We start from the raw sequence: 15,888 nt of genomic DNA, 5'->3' as shown, positions 1-15,888 counted from the left end.
GCTCATGTGCTCACGCTACGCCCGCGCGGTGGCGGCCTCGGCTGCGTTCGCCCCGGGCGCTCGGCTCGGAGCGTGCTCCGCCTCGCAAGGTGAGGGTCGCTCACCGTCCACGACGCGTTCACCGGCGCGACACCGCCCGCTGCCACGGTTCCCCAGGCGCCCCTCGGGCGCGCCCTGACTCAAGGAGCACCATGCGTCTCAAGCACCTCGCGGCACCCGCCGCGCTCACCATCGCCGCCCTCGCGCTCGCGGGCTGCTCGACGGCCGACGCCGACGCGGACGTCCCCGACGTCGACGCGGCGACCGCCACGAGCGCCGAGGACTTCGGCGGCATGGAGGGTCTCATCGCAGCCGCCGAGGCCGAGGGCACCCTCAACGTCATCGCCCTGCCGGAGGACTGGGCGAACTACGGCGCGATCCTCGACCTCTTCGAGGAGACGTACGACATCGAGATCGTCTCCGCGAACCCCGAGGCCTCGAGCGCCGAGGAGATCACGGCCGCGCAGGACCTCGCAGGGCAGGACACCGCCCCCGACGTCTTCGACCTCGGCGCCGCCGTCGCCCTCGCCAACGAGGACCTCTTCGCCCCGTACCAGGTGGAGACGTGGGACACGATCCCCGACGAGAACAAGCACCCCGAGGGCCTCTGGGTCAACGACTACACCGGCATCATGTCGGTCGCGTACGACGCGGATGCCGTGCCTGCGCCCGAGTCGTGGGAGGACCTGCTCGGGCCCGACTACTCCGGCTCCGTCGCGCTGAACGGCGACCCGACGCAGGCGGGCGCCGCGCTCGCGGGCGTCGAGCTCGCCGCACTGCAGTCGGGCGGCTCGCCCGACGACATGCAGCCTGGCATCGACTTCTTCGCCGAGCTCGCCGCAGCAGGCAACTTCCTGCCGCTCAACGCGACGAACGCGACCGTCGCATCGGGCGAGACGCCCGTCGTCATCAACTGGTCGTACATCGAGGCCGCGAACCAGGTCGCGCTCGAGGGCCAGCGCGACTGGCAGATCTGGATCCCCGAGGGTCAGGCGCTCGGGTCGTACTACAACCAGGCCATCAACGCCGACGCACCCCACCCGGCTGCAGCCCGCCTGTGGCAGGAGTTCCTGTACTCCGACGAGGCGCAGAGCATCTGGCTCGAAGCCGGCGCCTTCCCTGTGCGTCTCCAGTCGATGATCGACGAGGGCACCGTCGACCAGGAGGCGCTCGACGCCGTCGGCACCCCGCCGGCCGACCTCGTGCAGCTCACCTCGGAGCAGGCGGAGGCCGCATCGGCGCTCGTCGCCGAGCAGTGGGCAAGCGCCATCCAGTAGGCACGGGTCGCGGTGCCGGGCAGCTGCTCGGCACCGCGCTCGGCCTCACCCCCTTCGCCCTCCTCACCCTCTGCTTCCTCGCGATCCCGACGGCGATCGCCGTCGCATCCGCGTTCGTCGGCGACGACGGCATCACGCTCGACGCGATCGCCGCGATCCTCTCACCGTCGGTCCTCGGCTCCCTCTGGGCGTCCATCTGGGTCTCCGCCCTCACCGCGTCGCTCGGCGCGGTCGTCGGCGCACTCGTCTGCCTCGCCCTGCTCGGGCTGTCCCCGACGAGCCTCCTGCGCCGCGTCGTCGACGCCGCATCCGGCACCCTCGCGCAGTTCGGCGGCGTCATGCTCGCATTCGCGTTCATCGCGACCATCGGCATCCAGGGCCTCGTCACCGTGTGGATGCGCGACGCCCTCGGCATCGACATCTACGCAGGCGGCGTCTGGCTGTACCAGGTGCCCGGCCTCATCCTCCCCTACCTCTACTTCCAGGTGCCCCTCATGGTCATCACGTTCATGCCGGCCATCGACGGCCTGCGCACGCAGTGGGCGGAGGCGAACGCATCGCTCGGCGGCTCGCGGGCCGCGTACTGGGTGCACGTCGGCGGGCCGATCCTCGCGCCCGCGTTCCTCGGCAGCCTCGTGCTGCTGTTCGCGAACGCGTTCTCGTCGTTCGCGACCGCTGCGGCGCTCATCAGCCAGGGCGGGCAGATCGTGACGTTGCAGATCCGCGGCGCCCTGGTCTCCGAGACGGTGCTGGGCCAGGAGGGGCTCGCCGGTGCGCTCGCGCTCGCGATGATCCTCATCATGACCGTGCTCATGTGGGGCTACTCGCTGCTGCAGCGCCGCACCGAGCGGTGGCAGCGGTGAGCCGCCGCGCGAGCGACGTCGCCCCAGCTCCGTGGGCGCGGTGGACGATCCTCGGCGTCGTGGGTGCGCTGTTCGCGATCCCGATCGTCGCGATGGTCGAGTTCACGGTGCGCACGCGCGACGGGTTCACGCTCGACCGCTGGACGGCGCTGGCAGAGGGCCTCGCCTCCGGCTCGCGCACGTACCGCATGCTGGGCGAGGGCATCGCGGTGTCGCTGGGCCTGTCGGTCGTGACGGCCGTGCTCATCGTGGCGATCCTCGTGCCGACGATGGTGCTCGTGCGCCTGCGCGCGCCGCGGCTGCAGCGTTGGCTCGAGCTGATCTCGATCCTGCCGATCTCGATCCCCGCCATCGTGCTCGTCGTGGGGCTCGCACCCGTGTACTCGTCGATCGCCCGCGTCGTCGGCTCCTCTGCGTGGCCGCTCGCGCTCGCATACGCCGTCGTCGCGCTGCCGTTCGCGTACCGGTCGATCCAGGCCGAGCTGCGGCTCGTCGACGTCGGCACCCTCACGGAGGCGGGCCGTTCCCTCGGTGCGGGCTTCGCGCGCACGCTCGTCGAGATCGTCGTGCCGAACATCCGCCGCGGCATCCTCACCGCGTGCATCCTCACGGTCGCGATCGTGCTCGGCGAGTACACGATCGCGGCGCTCCTGAACAGGATCGTGCTGCAGACGGCGCTCGTGCAGATCCAGCAGGCGGATGCGTACGCATCCGTCATCGTGTCGCTCGTCGCCCTCGCGTTCGCGTTCGCGCTGCTGCTCGTCATCGCGATCGCAGGCGGCGGGCAGCCGCGCTCGAAGACCCCGAAGCCGCAGAAGACCCAGAAGACGATCGGACGCCGCGCATGAACCCCACCGCCACGCACGCGAGCACCATCGAGCTCGAGGGGGTCGTGAAGCGCTACGGCAGCCACACCGCGCTCGACCGGGTCGACCTCGCGCTTGCACCCGGGGAGCTCGTCGCGCTGCTGGGCCCCTCCGGCTGCGGCAAGACGACGGCGCTGCGGTGCCTGGCCGGGCTCGAGGACATCCAGGCGGGCGAGATCCGCATGGACGGCGTCGACGTGTCGTCGACGCCCATCGAGCGCCGCGACATCGGGATCGTCTTCCAGGCGTACTCGCTGTTCCCGCACATGACCGCGGCGCAGAACGTGGGCTACGGCCTGCGGATGCGCAAGGTCGCGAGATCCCAGCGCGACGCACGCGTCGCGGAGGGGCTCGAGCTCGTCGGCCTCGGGCACCTCGGCGAGCGGTTCGCGCACGAGCTCTCGGGCGGGCAGCAGCAGCGCGTGGCGCTCGCCCGTGCGATCGTGACGCGGCCGCGCCTGCTGCTGCTCGACGAGCCGCTCTCGGCGCTGGACGCGAAGGTGCGGGTGAGCCTGCGCGACGAGATCCGCCGCATCCAGCAGGAGCTCGGCATCACGACCGTGTTCGTGACGCACGACCAGGAGGAGGCTCTCGCGGTCGCCGACCGCGTCGCCGTCATGCGGGAGGGCCGCATCGAGCAGATCGGCAGCCCCGAGGACCTGTACCGGTCACCGGCGAGCCCCTTCGTCGCCGACTTCGTGGGACTGTCGAACCGCGTCGCCGGCACCGTGGATGCCGACGGCTTCCTGGTGCGCGGCGAACGGCTGCCGGTGCTCGGCACCCCTGCACACGGCGCGGGCGTCGCACTCGTGCGCCCCGAGCACGTGCGGCTCGCGGCGTCGGGGATCGCGGCGACCGTCGTGACGAGCGCGTTCCTCGGCTCGATCCGTCGCACGACGGTCGACCTCGGCGACGGCACGATCGTGGCGGTGCAGCACGATGCCGCCGAGGTGCACGGGCCCGGTGACGCCGTGCACGTGACGTTCTCGGGTGCGCCCGTCGTCGTGGAGGCTGGCGTCGACGGCGCCGAGCCTGCCGCGGTCGACGCGTCAGCTGCCTGAGGCACCCCCGCCCCGTGGGGATGCGGCCTGAGCGAGCCGCCGAGGGGAATGCACCCTCGGGGCGACGCTCGAGCCGCATCGCGACGGCGGTGCTGCGTCAGCCGCGCTCCGCCCGGCGCTGCCGCATCTGCGCGAGCGGCCGTGCGAGCCGATGGTTGCCGTCGAGCACGGCCTCGTGGCGCTCGAGGAAGGACCAGTAGGCGTCGGTGACCGCCGACTCGCGCGCCGCCCGCTCCGACCCCCACCAGCGACCCATGCGCTGCAGGTACGCGCCGCCCGACACGTACGGCTTCGTGCCGACGAGCCCACCGTCGGCGAACTGGCTCATGCCGAAGACGTTCGGCACCATGACCCACGGGTACGCGTCGACGAACAGCGACAGGAACCATCGGTTGACGGATGCGGGTGCGTAGCCCTGCATGAGCATCCAGCTGCCGAGCACCATGAGCCGCTCGATGTGGTGCGCGTAGGCGAGGGCGTGCACGCGGTGGAGCACGACGCGCACCGGCTCGGGCAGCGTCAGCGGCACGTCGTCGAGCGTGTACCACCAGTCCTCGAGCTCGCGCGTGAGCTCGAGCGCGTTCGCATGCTCGAGCTCCGGGTGGCCGCGGTACATGCCGCGCATGTGCTCGCGCCAGCCGACGATCTGCCGCACGAAGCCCTCGAGGGATGCCAGCGGCACGTCGCCGCCGCGTGCGAGGGCGGCGTCGACGACCTCCGCGGGCGTGAGCAGGCCGACGTTGAGCATGGGCGTGAGCACCGAGTGGAACAGCACGGGCTCGTCGCGATGCATCGCATCCTCGTACCTGCCGAAGTCGGGCAGCCGTTCGTCGACGAACCGCTGGAGCCAGTGGAGGGCGCTGCGACGCGTCACGGGCAGCCAGAGGTCGCGGGCGTCGCCGGGGTGGTGCGCGAAGCGGGCGCGCACCTCGTCGATCGTCGAGCGCGTGAGGTCGTCGTGGCGCGGCTCGGGCAGCGTCGGGATCGCGATGCCGCCCTTCGGCAGCGGCGCGCGGTTGTCGTGGTCGTAGTTCCATCGCCCGCCGGCCGGTGCGTCGCCGTGCATGAGGATGCCGGTGCGCTGCCGCTGCCACCGGTAGAAGTCCTCCATGCGCGCGTGCGGATGCTCCGCGTACCAGGCGTCGACGTCGGCCTCCGGCGTGAGGAACATCGCGTCGGCGACCGTGGCGTGGCCGATGCCGAGGCGCTCGCACGTCGCGCGGATGCGGTCGTCGGTGCCGCGGTCTGCGGCGCGCATCCATGCGAGCTCGGTGATGCCGTGCTCGCGCACGAGCGCTGCGAGGCCGGCGGCGAACGACACCTCGTCGTCGAGCCCGATCGTCTCCACGCGGATCCCGCGGGCGCGCAGGTCGCGCACGTGATGGCGCATGGCCGCGAGCAGGAAGGCGATCTTGATCTGGTGGTACGGCAGCCGCTCGAACAGCGCGGCCGACTCGACGACGAGCACGACGTCGGTGCCGGGATCGTCGACGAGCGGATGGTGCGGCAGCAGCTGCGTGCCGAGCACGAGCGCTGCCCTCATCGTCGGTGCCATGCCGTCGAGGTCATCCGCTCATCCTCGCGGGGCCGGGCCGAGTGCCGCGACGCCTTGCGATCGGCCACCTCACGCGGCGATCGGCCGCGTTCCGCCACCCGCTGCCGCCGCACGCCGCGCTCACGTCACACGGCCGCGCTCCGTCGGGTACGCGAGGTGCTCGCCGGCGGCGACGATCGTGCGCAGCCGGTCGAGGCCGATCCACACGTCCTCGAACGACGTCGTGAGCGCTGCGAGGCCGATGCGCAGTCGATCCGGCGTGCGGAAGTCGGGGATGACCCCGGCGTCGATCCACGCCTGGCACGCCTGCCACGCCTCTGGATGCTCGAGCACCACGTGCGCGCCGCGTCGTGCGGGGTCGCGCGGGCTCGCGACGCGGAACCCGAGCGGTGCGAGCCAGGCGTCGGCGAGCGCGATCGTCCAGTCGCCCAGCGCGGCCCCCTTGGCGCGCAGCGCGGGCACGCCAGCAGCCTCGATCGTGGCGACGCCCTCGCGCACCGCGACGATGCCGCGCACGTCGGGCGTGCCTGCGGCGATGCGGCCGATGCCTGCGACGGGATCGAACTCGGATGCCATGGCGAACTGGTCGGCCTGCGCGAACCAGCCCTGGATCGGCGAGCGCACCGACGGCAGCAGATCGGCGCGCACGTACGAGAACGCGGGGGCGCCGGGTCCGGCGTTCAGGTACTTGTACGTGCAGCCGACGGCGAGGTCGGCACCCGATGCGGCGAGCGGCACGGGCACGGCACCCGCCGAGTGGCACAGGTCCCAGAGCGTGAGCGCGCCGACGTCGTGCGCCAGCCGCGTGAGCCCGTGCAGGTCGAGCAGCGCGCCGGAGCGGTAGTGCACCTGGCTGAGGCAGACGAGCGCGACGGTCTCGTCGAGGTGGGCTGCGAGGTGCTCGTCGCGCACGCCGTCGTCGATGGGCGCGTCGATGCGCGTGAGCTCGAGCCCGTGGTCGCGGGCGACGCCGTCGAGCACGTACAGGTCGGTGGGGAACGCGTCGGCCTCGACGAGGATGCGCGTGCGTCCCGGCCGCGCGCGCACGGCTGCGACGGCGAGACGGTAGAGGCTCACGGTCGTCGAGTCGCCGACGTGCACCTGGCCGGGCTCGACGTCGAGCACGACGCGGCCGAGCAGGTCGGCGGTGGCGCGGGCCTCGTCGAGCCACGCGGGCCAGAAGCGGATGAGCCCGCTGCCCCACTGCTCCTCGACGACGTGCGCGATCGCGTCGGGGGTCGCGCGCGGCAGGCGACCGAGCGAGTTGCCGTCGAGGTAGATGGCGTCGCCGGCGTCGACGAACGCATCCCGATGCGCCGCGAGCGGGTCGGCGGCGTCGAGCGATCGAGCGTGCGCGAGCGTGAGGTCCATGCGTCGATCCTGCCCGTCCGGAGGTGTCGGATGCGTCAGCCGGGCAGCTGCGTCAGGTCGAGCCCGTCTGGGGCTGGGCCGTCGCCATGCAGATGCGCGAGGCCTGCGGCGAGCAGGTCGCGCTGCGCACGCACGCCGTCCGGCGTCGTCACGGCACCGTGACCGGGCACGACGATCGGCTGCAGATCGGAGCCCAGGCGGTCGAGCGCCGCGACCCAGCCCGCGAGGGACGCGTCGTGCAGCTGCGGCGGGTCGCCGACCTCGACGAGGTCGCCGAGCACGCTCACGCCGCGACCGGGCACGTGCAGCGCGAGGTCGCCGGCGCTGTGCGCGTGCCCGACGGGATCGAGCACGACGTCGAGGGCTCCGACGCGCACCGTGGCACGAGCATGCACGGGATGCGTGGGCAGCGGCGGCACGAACGTGCGCAGCCAGTCGGGCACGTCGGGCTCGCCGGCGGCGACGAGCGCGTCCCGCTGCATCGCACCCGTGTCGCGGAGGTCGTCGATCGTCGCCGGATGCGCGTGGCTCGGCACGTCGCCGAACGCACCGAGCCCGAACGCGTGGTCCCAGTGCGGATGCGTCACGACGACGGCCACGACTCGGCCGTGCAGCTCGGCGAGCGTGCGGAGCTCGGCGCCGCGCGCGGGCGTGGCACCCGCGTCGACGACGAGCACCTCGCCGCCGTCGACGACGAGCACGGCGTTCATCGCCGCCTCCGGCAGCGTCACGACGTGCACGCCGCGCGCGACCTCGATGGCAGGAGGGGCCGCGGGGCCCACCGCGCCGCTCACGCGTCGGTCCGCAGCGCGAGCCCGGCCTCCGCGAGCGCATCCCGGAGGATCGCCAACGCCTTCGGCCCCATGCCGTGCAACGCCGCGAGCTCGGCCTGAGAACGGGAGGCAGCGGCTGCGAGCGAGTCGATGCCCTCGGCGAGCAGCGCCGACAGGGCAGGCCGCCCCATCCACGGCAGGTCGCCGACCGTGCGCGGCGCCCCTCGCGTCGTCATGCCGAGAGCATGCCATGCGCGCGTGTCAGGACGCACGGCGCAGGGGATGCAGCTCGCCGACCGGGATGGCGACGTCGACGCGGTTGCCCGCGGGCGGCAGCGGGCACGCCCACGCGGGATCGTAGGCGCACGACGGCGCGTACGCGAAGTTGAGATCGATCACGAGCGTGCGCTCCGAGCCGCCGAGGTCGGCCCCCTTCGCCGTGTCGAGCAGGTAGCGGCCGCCGCCGTACGTGCCGCCCTCCGCTCCGGCGAGGGCGTCGCGGACCGGCAGGAACAGCCCGCCGCCGTAGGAGCGCAGTCGCCACACGTCGAGCGTGCCGACGCCAGGCACCTCCACGGTCGCCCATCGCGAGAAGGGCACGATGCCGTCGGTGCCGGTCGCGAACTCCCAGCCGACGTCGTCGCCGGGCTCGACGACGCACTCGAAGCGCCACGCCGGGTCGTAGGGAGCCACGTCGGCGCCGACGACCGCCGCCCGCTCCGACTCCGGCACCGGCGACGCGGGATGCCGCAGGAGCAGCGCGTCGCGCTCGCGTCGCCAGAGGTCGTGGCCGGCCTGGGGCGTCGCCGCCGCCCGCACGTCCGCGTACAGCGCGAACACGCGACGGCGCCAGTCGACGACCTCGGTGGCATGCACGCGACGAGCGTACGACGTGCGAGGCAGCGTCGTCAGCGCCGCGGACACGCACGAAGCCCCGCACCACGGATGGTGCGGGGCTTCGCGAGGAACGAGGTGACTACTTGACGGTCACCGTCGCGCCGGCCTCCTCGAGGTCGGCCTTGGCCTTCTCGGCGTCGTCCTTCTTCGCGCCCTCGAGCACGTTGGCGGGAGCGCCGTCGACGAGAGCCTTGGCCTCGCCGAGGCCGAGGGACGTGAGCGAACGCACGACCTTGATGACCTGGATCTTCGCGGAGCCTGCGGACTCGAGGACGACGTCGAACTCCGTCTGCTCCTCGGCGACCTCGGCCTCGCCTGCTGCAGCGGGTGCTGCGGCTGCGGCGATGGGGGCAGCCGCGGTGACCTCGAAGGTCTCCTCGAATGCCTTGACGAACTCGCTCAGCTCGATGAGCGTGAGCTCCTTGAACTGCTCGAGCAGCTCCTCGGTGGACAGCTTTGCCATCGGTTCTTCTCCTGTGTCTCAGCCACAGCCCTACTCGGCTGCGGACTCCTGCTTGGCCCGGAGCGCGTCGACGGTGCGAACCGCCTGCGCGAGGGGCGCGTTGAACATGTACGCCGCGCCGAACAGCGAAGCCTTGAAGGCGCCGGCCAGCTTGCCCAGCAGCACCTCCCGCGACTCGAGGTCGGCGAGCTTGGTGACGTCCTCAGCGGTGAGCGGGTTCCCGTCGAAGAACCCGTTCTTGACCACCAGCTGGGGGTTGGTCTTGGCGAAGTCACGCAGCGACTTCGCGACGGTGACGGGGTCACCGTGCACGAATGCGATCGCCGAGGGGCCCTTGAGTCCCTCGTCGAAGGCCGAGATCCCCGCCTTGTTGGCGGCGATCTTCGTGAGCGTGTTCTTCACCACGGCGTACGTGGCGTGCTCCTGGATCGATCGACGCAGCGTCTTCAGCTGCGCCACCGAGAGCCCGCGGTACTCGGTGAGCAGGACGGCGGTCGAGGTCTCGAACAGGTTCGAGAGCTCGGCGACCGTAGTCTCCTTGTTCGCCATGGTGCTCCTTGATTGGATGCTGATCCGACGGCGGAACCAGAAGGAGCCCCGGCGCATGCGCACGGGGCTCGACCCTCACGGGATTCGCACCTGCGCGGGCCGGGATCCTCTCGGATCCACCTTCGCCGCCATGCGCTCGCGCGCACGACGATGACCAGCGGTCTTCGGTATGGCCTCAGGATAGACGGACGTGGCCGGGCGACGCAACTCGCGTCGCCCGGCTCGATGCCGCGCAGCTCAGGCGCAGGTCGCGTACGCCTCGACGGCCGACGACACCGACGGCGTGCCGCCGAGGATCGTCACGCTCGGGAACCCGAGTCGCCCGAGGTCGTCGACGACGACCTGCGGCAGGCATTCCGGGCGGGTGAGGTACATCGGGGCACCCTGCGCGCCGGCGACGGCCGCACCGGCGAGCGCGTCGGGGAAGGTGAGCCCCGACGCCACGAAGGCGGCGTCCGCGTCATCGAACGACTGGTTGATCGCCACGGCGGTGGCGAACCGGTCTGGCCCGGCGATGCGTGTCACGGTGCTCACGCGCGCGTCGATCGCGGCGAACGTGGCTGCAGACACCGAGGCGTCGCTGCCCACGACGCGCGCCTGCGTGATGCCGAGCGTCGCGACGGCTCCGGCGACCTGGGGGTCGAGCACCTGGCCGTAGACGAGCAGCAGCGGCGCTCCGATCGCGCCGGCGGCCGCGCCGCCCGCGAGCGCATCCGGGAACTTCTCCCCCGACGCCACGTAGGCGACGTCGGCCGAGCCGAACACCGTCGTCGCGACGAGCGCGCTCGTCTCGTAGCGGTTCGCCCCTGCGATGCGGTCGATGGCTTCCTCGCCGACGATGGCGCCCACCTGGGCGGCGACCTGGATGCTCACCGACGGGTCGCCGCCGACGATCACGACGCGCGCAGGGTCGAGGCGCGCGAGCTCGGAGGCGACCACGGCGGGCAGCGACTCGCGCGCCGTGAGCAGCACGGGGCCACCCTCGTGCGCCGCGGCGGGCCCTGCAGACAGCGCGTCGGGGAACGACGTGCCCGACACGAGGTACGCGACGGGCGCGCCGGTCGGGAACGCCGACTGCGACAGCGCGACGGCGGTCGAGAAGCGGTCGGCGCCCGCGATGCGCGTCGGCTGCTGCGGCTCGGGGTCCGGCACGACCTCTCCAGCCCAGTCCCAGTCGACGGCGCTGAAGGCGACGGTCGCGTTCGACCCGTCGCGGTCGGCACGCAGCACGTCGATCGGCTGCTCGGCGGCGTCGCCTGCGCACGGGTGGATGCGCGGCTGCGGGTCGCGCACGAAGAGCACCTCGGCGCCGTCGGGCGAGAAGACGCCCGAGTGGTCGGTCGCGGGCTGCGCGAAGGGCGCACCGCCCGTGCCGTCGACGTCGACGATCGCCGACGGCTGCGGCGCACCGCAGTCGGCGACCGTCGAGTACTGCACGGTGCCGTCGTACGAGACCGTCTCGGGCGTGACCCATCCGGAGCCCGTCGGAGCCACGAGCACGCGTGCGACGCCGGTGGCCACGTCGACGACGTCGAGCGAGCGGGGCGCCTCGTTGCGCGACGCGACGATGCCGAGGCCGTCGGGCGTGAAGGCCGAGGGGTAGCGGGCCTCGTCGGCACCGAGGCCGGGCAGCGGCGTGCGCGCGCCCGTCGCGACCGACTCCAGCGCCGTGCCCGAGCCCGCCACCATGAGCAGACGCGTGCCGTCCGGCGAGATGTCCTGCAGGTAGCCGCCCGCCTCCCACGTGGCGCTGCGGTCGGCGAGCACTGCGCCCGTCTCGGTGTCGACGACGACGGTGCGGTAGTCGCCGCTGCCGCTGCCGAAGTCGATCACCTGGAATGCGACGACGCCCCCGTCTGCCGACAGAGCGAGCTGCATGAGGTGCTCGCCGTCGCCGCCGTCGTGGTCGTACGTCGCGACGACCTCCGTCGCCCCGGCGGTCTCGATCGTGATCGAGCCCGAGGCCCCGTAGGCGATGACGCCGCCGTCGACGACCTCGGCGGACGCGACGGAGGGTGCGGCGAGCACCCCCGCGACGACGACTCCGACTCCGACGACTCCCAGGGCTCTGCGCACGACGATCTCCTTCGACTCAGGACGGTGGATGCGCCGAGCATCGCACCGGTTCCTGAGGGGCCGCTGCCACGGGGCGAACCGGGCGTCGAAGGCTCCGGCGGCCGGTGTCGCCCCGGTGCTGTCGGGGCGGCGCCGACGCGATCCGGCTCGACGCGACCCTAGGGCGCGATCGCTGAGGTGAGCAAGGCTCAGCGATGCGTCGCGTACCCCGGTGCACGCCGTCGACCAGGGCAGCGCCCGTCGCACACGTTCCCGCGACCGAGCGCTCGCGAAGGCGTCAGGGCTGCTCGGCGCCCGAGGGTGCCTCGGCCTGCACGAGCGGCAGGCGGATCGTGAAGATCGTCTCGCCGGGCTCGCTGCGCATCGCGATGCTGCCGCCGTGCGCCGTCATGATGGCGCGCACGATCGCGAGCCCCAGACCGCTCGAGCCCGCCGCACGCGACCGGGAGGCGTCGCCGCGCACGAAGCGCTCGAACAGCGTCTCCTGCAGCTCGTCCGGCACGCCGGGGCCGTCGTCGACGATCTCGAGCACCGCCTCGTCGCCGTCCGTGGCGAGGCGCGCCTCGACGCGCGTGCCAGGCGGCGTGTGGATGCGGGCGTTCGCCAGCAGGTTCGCCACGACCTGCTGCAGGCGCATGAGATCGCCCACGACCTCCACGGGCTCCTCCGGCAGCTCGAGCGCCACGGGATGCTCGGGCCCGGCCGCCTGCGCGTCGGCGACCGCGTCGATGACGAGCAGCGAGAGGTCGACGGGCACGCGGTCGATCTCGGTGCCTTCGTCGAGGCGCGCGAGCAGCAGCAGGTCGTTCACGAGCGCCGACATGCGGTGCGCGGCGGCCTCGATGCGGCCGAGGGACTCGCGGGCGTCGTCGGAGAGCGACGCGTCGTGCTTGCGCGTGATCTCGGCGTAGCCCTGCACCGCAGCGAGTGGCGTGCGCAGCTCGTGCGAGGCATCCGCCACGAACTGGCGCACCTTGCGCTCGGAGGCGGCGCGCGCCTCGAGCGAGGTCTCGATGTGCTCGAGCATGCGGTTGACGCTCTCGCTCACGCGCCCGACCTCGGAGGCCGGGTCGGCGATGACGACGCGGTTCGACAGCTGCACCTCCCCCGCGTCGAGCGGCAGCTGCGAGATGCGCTCGGTCGTGGCGATGACGCTCGTGAGCGGTCGCAGCGCGCGACGGATGAGCACGTCGCCGAGGGCGACGAGCGCGAGGGCCGCGACGAACACCGACACGGCGATGACGAACGAGAGCGCGAGGAGGGTCTGGTACGTGCCGCGCAGGGGCAGGCTCACGAGGAGGGTGCCGAGATCCTGCCCGCTCTGCGACACGGCCGTGAACGCGCAGACGCGCTGGTCGCCCATGCCGTCGGAGAGCGATGCCGTCTGGCACGAGCCGAGCGTCGCCGCGTCGAGGAGCCTGTCGACGTTCGCGTCGGAGAGCGGCTCGGGGCCTTCGTTGAAGAGGGTGGCCGCCGACGTCGGCTCGCCGTCCTGGAGGAACACGAAGCTCGTGCCCGCGTACAGCTGCCCCGAGTCGGGGCTCGACTGCGCATCGGGCACGTAGCCGTTCGGGATCACGTAGCCGAGCAGCACGGCTCGCATGGAACCCTTGATCTGGTCATCGAGCTGATTCGTGAGGACGCCGCGCATCGCGAGCACGCTCGCGAGCGCGATGCACGAGGTCAGCAGCACGAAGGCCGCGACGACCGCGACGAGCAGCCGTCGCCGCAGCGACCAGCGGGAGGTGACGCGAGTGCGGGGTGCCGGCGCGTCCTGCGCGTCCATCCGCGCCGGCGCCACGGTCACTGCGCTGCGCGCAGCTGGTATCCCACGCCGCGGACCGTGTGGATCATCGACGGGCCGAGCGTGTCGATCTTCTTGCGCAGGTACGAGATGTACAGCTCGACGACGCTCGCGCGGCCGCCGAAGTCGTACGACCAGACGCGGTCGAGGATCTGCGCCTTCGACAGCACGCGACGCGGGTTGCGCATGAGGTAGCGCAGCAGCTCGAACTCGGTGGCGGTGAGCTCGACGGGGGTGCCGCCGCGCTGCACCTCGTACGAGTCCTCGTCCATCATGAGGTCGCCCACCCAGAGCACGCTCGACTCCTCCGCCGTCGTCGCGGTGCGACGGATGAGGCCGCGAAGACGCGCCACGACCTCCTCGAGGCCGAACGGCTTCGTGACGTAGTCGTCGCCGCCCGCGGTGAGGCCCGCGACGCGGTCGTCGAGCGAGTCCTTCGCCGTGAGGAACAGCACGGGCACGTCGAAGCCCGCCGAGCGCATGCGCTGCAGCACGGTGAGGCCGTCGAAGTCGGGCAGCATGATGTCGAGCACGACCGCATCGGGTCGGAACTCGCGCACCGCCTGCAGCGCCTGCTGGCCGTTGCCTGCCGTCTTGATCTCCCAGCCCTCGTACTTGAGGCCCATGGCGACGAGGTCGGCGAGGCTCTGCTCGTCGTCGACGACGAGGACGCGGATCGGAGACCCATCGGGCCTCGTGAGGCGCGGCTGCGCCCGGAGCTGCTGCTGAGCGGTGTCCATCATGCTCTCCATCCAGCCAGAGGTGACTATGCGGCGGACATCCACCATCCTATGCCGTTCCTATGCGCAACGGATGCGCGGTGGGCGGAGGCGCCCCGCAGCGCCGCCTGCACGGTGCGGCTCACCCGCATCCACGGCGCGTGCGTTCGTCGGCGTCGGCCGTCGGTGCCACGATGGATGCCATGGACCACCCGGTGCTCGACCTCTTCGACGAGGTCGTCGCGCCGCTGCCGCCCCGCTCGCATCGCGACCGCATCCTGTGCAGCTCGACCGACCGCATCGCCTGGCTGCGCGCCCGCGCGCAGGGCGTGACGGCCACCGACGTCGCCCGCATGGTCTCGGAGCGCTCCATCGCCTCCGTCGTGCTCGAGAAGCAGGGGCGCGGCCCGTGGTTCTCCGGCAACTCCGCGACCAGGTACGGCAGGGATCGCGAGCCGCACATCGGCCGATGGGTCGCCGACCACTTCTCCATCGCCCCCTCGAACGCGCTCTTCCACGCCGAGGTCGACCGCAGGCACCTCGCCACGCCCGACGGCGTCGACGACGACGGCCGCCTGCTCGCCGAGATCAAGACCACCGTCAAGCCCCTCACGCGCATCCCGAGGCCCTACCTGCGGCAGATGTGGTGGCAGCAGCACGTGCTCGGCGCCGAGCGCACGCTCTTCGTGTGGGAGCAGCACGACGAGTACGTGCCCGTCGGGCCGCCCCGCTACCAGTGGGTCGAGCGCGACGAGGCCGAGATCGCACGCCTCGTCGCCGCCGCGGATCGACTCTTCGAGCTGCTCGCGGCCTGACCCGCCTTCGCCGTCACCATGACGATCCTCGCCCTCCACGGCCTCGGCGGCACCCGAGCCAACGCGCTCGCCTACCTGCCGCAGGAGCTGCGCAGCCACGTCGTCGCGCCCGACGTGCGCGCCCACGGTGCGAGCCCCCTCGTCGGCGACGGCGACGACTTCGCGCTCGAGGCGCTCGCCGCCGAGTGCGCAGACGCGCTCGCCGCCGAGCACGACGGCTCGCCCGTCGCGATCGTCGGCGTGTCGATGGGCGCCGCCATCGGGCTGCGCATCGCGCTCTCCGGCCGCTTCCCCATCGACCGCGTCGCATTCCTGCGCCCGTCGTTCACGCATCAGGCGCTGCCGGCGAACCTCTCGGTCTTCCCCGTCATCGCCGAGCTGCTCGAACGGCACGGGCCCAAGCGCGCCCTCCCGGCGCTGCGCGACTCCGGCTCCTACGACGCGATCCGCGGCATCTCCCACGCCGGCGCGCAGGCCCTCGAGACCCAGGTGACGCAGCCGCTCGCGTGGGAGCGTCGCATCCGCCTGCTCGAGATCCCCAGGAACCGCGCCTACGTGCCGGGCGAGCTCGGTGCGCTGCGGGCGCCGTCGGTCGTGCTCGCGAGCCCCCGCGACCCCATCCACCCGCTGCACGTCGCAGAGGAGTGGAGGGCCGGGCTCGGCTGCCGCATGCTCGTCTCACCTGCGCGCGACGACGGCGCAGCCGCCGTGATGACCTGGTACCGCGAGCAGCTCGCGTCGTTCCTCACCGGACTCTGAC

16 protein-coding genes are annotated in these 15,888 nt (G+C 72.6%); 6 read left to right on the top strand and 10 right to left on the bottom strand.

Features of this window, described 5'->3' with window-relative positions:
• Positions 1-191: 191 nt before the first annotated feature.
• The 4 genes from ACZ6H8_RS14710 to ACZ6H8_RS14695 are packed head-to-tail and all read left to right on the top strand — an operon-like array spanning position 192 to position 4,106.
• Positions 192-1,316, top strand: a complete 1,125-nt coding sequence (locus tag ACZ6H8_RS14710; protein ID WP_464147662.1) for an ABC transporter substrate-binding protein — start codon at positions 192-194, stop codon at positions 1,314-1,316.
• On the top strand, positions 1,295-2,179 hold the full coding sequence (locus ACZ6H8_RS14705; RefSeq protein WP_464147661.1) for an ABC transporter permease: 885 nt from the start codon (positions 1,295-1,297) through the stop codon (positions 2,177-2,179). Before ACZ6H8_RS14710 ends, ACZ6H8_RS14705 begins: the two co-directional genes overlap by 22 nt.
• Positions 2,176-3,027: an ABC transporter permease gene (locus tag ACZ6H8_RS14700; RefSeq protein ID WP_464147660.1), complete on the top strand. Its 852-nt coding sequence runs from the start codon at positions 2,176-2,178 to the stop codon at positions 3,025-3,027. Before ACZ6H8_RS14705 ends, ACZ6H8_RS14700 begins: the two co-directional genes overlap by 4 nt.
• The gene (locus tag ACZ6H8_RS14695; protein WP_464147659.1) at positions 3,024-4,106 is read left to right on the top strand and encodes an ABC transporter ATP-binding protein; all 1,083 of its coding nucleotides are present in this window, start codon (positions 3,024-3,026) and stop codon (positions 4,104-4,106) included. The genes ACZ6H8_RS14700 and ACZ6H8_RS14695 overlap by 4 nt, the downstream gene beginning before the upstream one ends.
• Before the next feature lie 97 nt (positions 4,107-4,203).
• Here the strand turns inward: ACZ6H8_RS14695 and ACZ6H8_RS14690 are convergent, their stop codons facing one another.
• From ACZ6H8_RS14690 to ACZ6H8_RS14645, 10 genes are all read right to left on the bottom strand, one after another.
• Complete coding sequence (locus tag ACZ6H8_RS14690) at positions 4,204-5,661, bottom strand: cryptochrome/photolyase family protein (RefSeq protein WP_464147658.1); 1,458 nt, start codon at positions 5,659-5,661, stop codon at positions 4,204-4,206.
• 120 nt (positions 5,662-5,781) lie between these two features.
• On the bottom strand, positions 5,782-7,032 hold the full coding sequence (locus tag ACZ6H8_RS14685) for a kynureninase (protein WP_464147657.1): 1,251 nt from the start codon (positions 7,030-7,032) through the stop codon (positions 5,782-5,784).
• A 35-nt stretch (positions 7,033-7,067) separates the two neighbouring features.
• A complete protein-coding gene (locus ACZ6H8_RS14680; protein ID WP_464147656.1) occupies positions 7,068-7,826 on the bottom strand; it encodes an MBL fold metallo-hydrolase in 759 nt (252 codons plus the stop codon).
• The gene (locus tag ACZ6H8_RS14675; RefSeq protein ID WP_464147654.1) at positions 7,823-8,041 is read right to left on the bottom strand and encodes a helix-hairpin-helix domain-containing protein; all 219 of its coding nucleotides are present in this window, start codon (positions 8,039-8,041) and stop codon (positions 7,823-7,825) included. The genes ACZ6H8_RS14680 and ACZ6H8_RS14675 overlap by 4 nt, the downstream gene beginning before the upstream one ends.
• Before the next feature lie 25 nt (positions 8,042-8,066).
• Positions 8,067-8,681 carry a DUF1684 domain-containing protein gene (locus ACZ6H8_RS14670; RefSeq protein ID WP_464147653.1) on the bottom strand — a complete coding sequence of 205 codons (615 nt, stop codon included), beginning with the start codon at positions 8,679-8,681 and terminating at the stop codon, positions 8,067-8,069.
• A 100-nt stretch (positions 8,682-8,781) separates the two neighbouring features.
• Positions 8,782-9,165 carry a 50S ribosomal protein L7/L12 gene (gene rplL / locus ACZ6H8_RS14665; RefSeq protein WP_464147651.1) on the bottom strand — a complete coding sequence of 128 codons (384 nt, stop codon included), beginning with the start codon at positions 9,163-9,165 and terminating at the stop codon, positions 8,782-8,784.
• Positions 9,166-9,195: 30 nt separating this feature from the next.
• Complete coding sequence (rplJ, locus tag ACZ6H8_RS14660) at positions 9,196-9,714, bottom strand: 50S ribosomal protein L10 (RefSeq protein ID WP_464147650.1); 519 nt, start codon at positions 9,712-9,714, stop codon at positions 9,196-9,198.
• Positions 9,715-9,951: 237 nt separating this feature from the next.
• Positions 9,952-11,790, bottom strand: coding sequence for a cell wall-binding repeat-containing protein (locus tag ACZ6H8_RS14655; RefSeq protein ID WP_464147649.1), 1,839 nt, complete (start codon positions 11,788-11,790; stop codon positions 9,952-9,954).
• 277 nt (positions 11,791-12,067) lie between these two features.
• Positions 12,068-13,576 carry a sensor histidine kinase gene (locus ACZ6H8_RS14650; RefSeq protein WP_464147647.1) on the bottom strand — a complete coding sequence of 503 codons (1,509 nt, stop codon included), beginning with the start codon at positions 13,574-13,576 and terminating at the stop codon, positions 12,068-12,070.
• Positions 13,577-13,593: 17 nt separating this feature from the next.
• The gene (locus ACZ6H8_RS14645) at positions 13,594-14,337 is read right to left on the bottom strand and encodes a response regulator transcription factor (protein WP_464147646.1); all 744 of its coding nucleotides are present in this window, start codon (positions 14,335-14,337) and stop codon (positions 13,594-13,596) included.
• Between the two features lie 179 nt (positions 14,338-14,516).
• On the opposite strand from ACZ6H8_RS14645, the gene ACZ6H8_RS14640 reads away from it, so the two are divergent.
• Both ACZ6H8_RS14640 and ACZ6H8_RS14635 read left to right on the top strand, forming a co-directional pair.
• On the top strand, positions 14,517-15,128 hold the full coding sequence (locus ACZ6H8_RS14640; RefSeq protein WP_464147645.1) for a YqaJ viral recombinase family protein: 612 nt from the start codon (positions 14,517-14,519) through the stop codon (positions 15,126-15,128).
• An 18-nt stretch (positions 15,129-15,146) separates the two neighbouring features.
• Positions 15,147-15,887, top strand: coding sequence for an alpha/beta hydrolase (locus tag ACZ6H8_RS14635; RefSeq protein ID WP_464147644.1), 741 nt, complete (start codon positions 15,147-15,149; stop codon positions 15,885-15,887).
• Position 15,888 lies beyond the last annotated feature (1 nt).

The organism is Agrococcus sp. AC640b, assembly GCF_979255995.1.
This window is presented reverse-complemented; position numbering and strand designations above follow the sequence as displayed.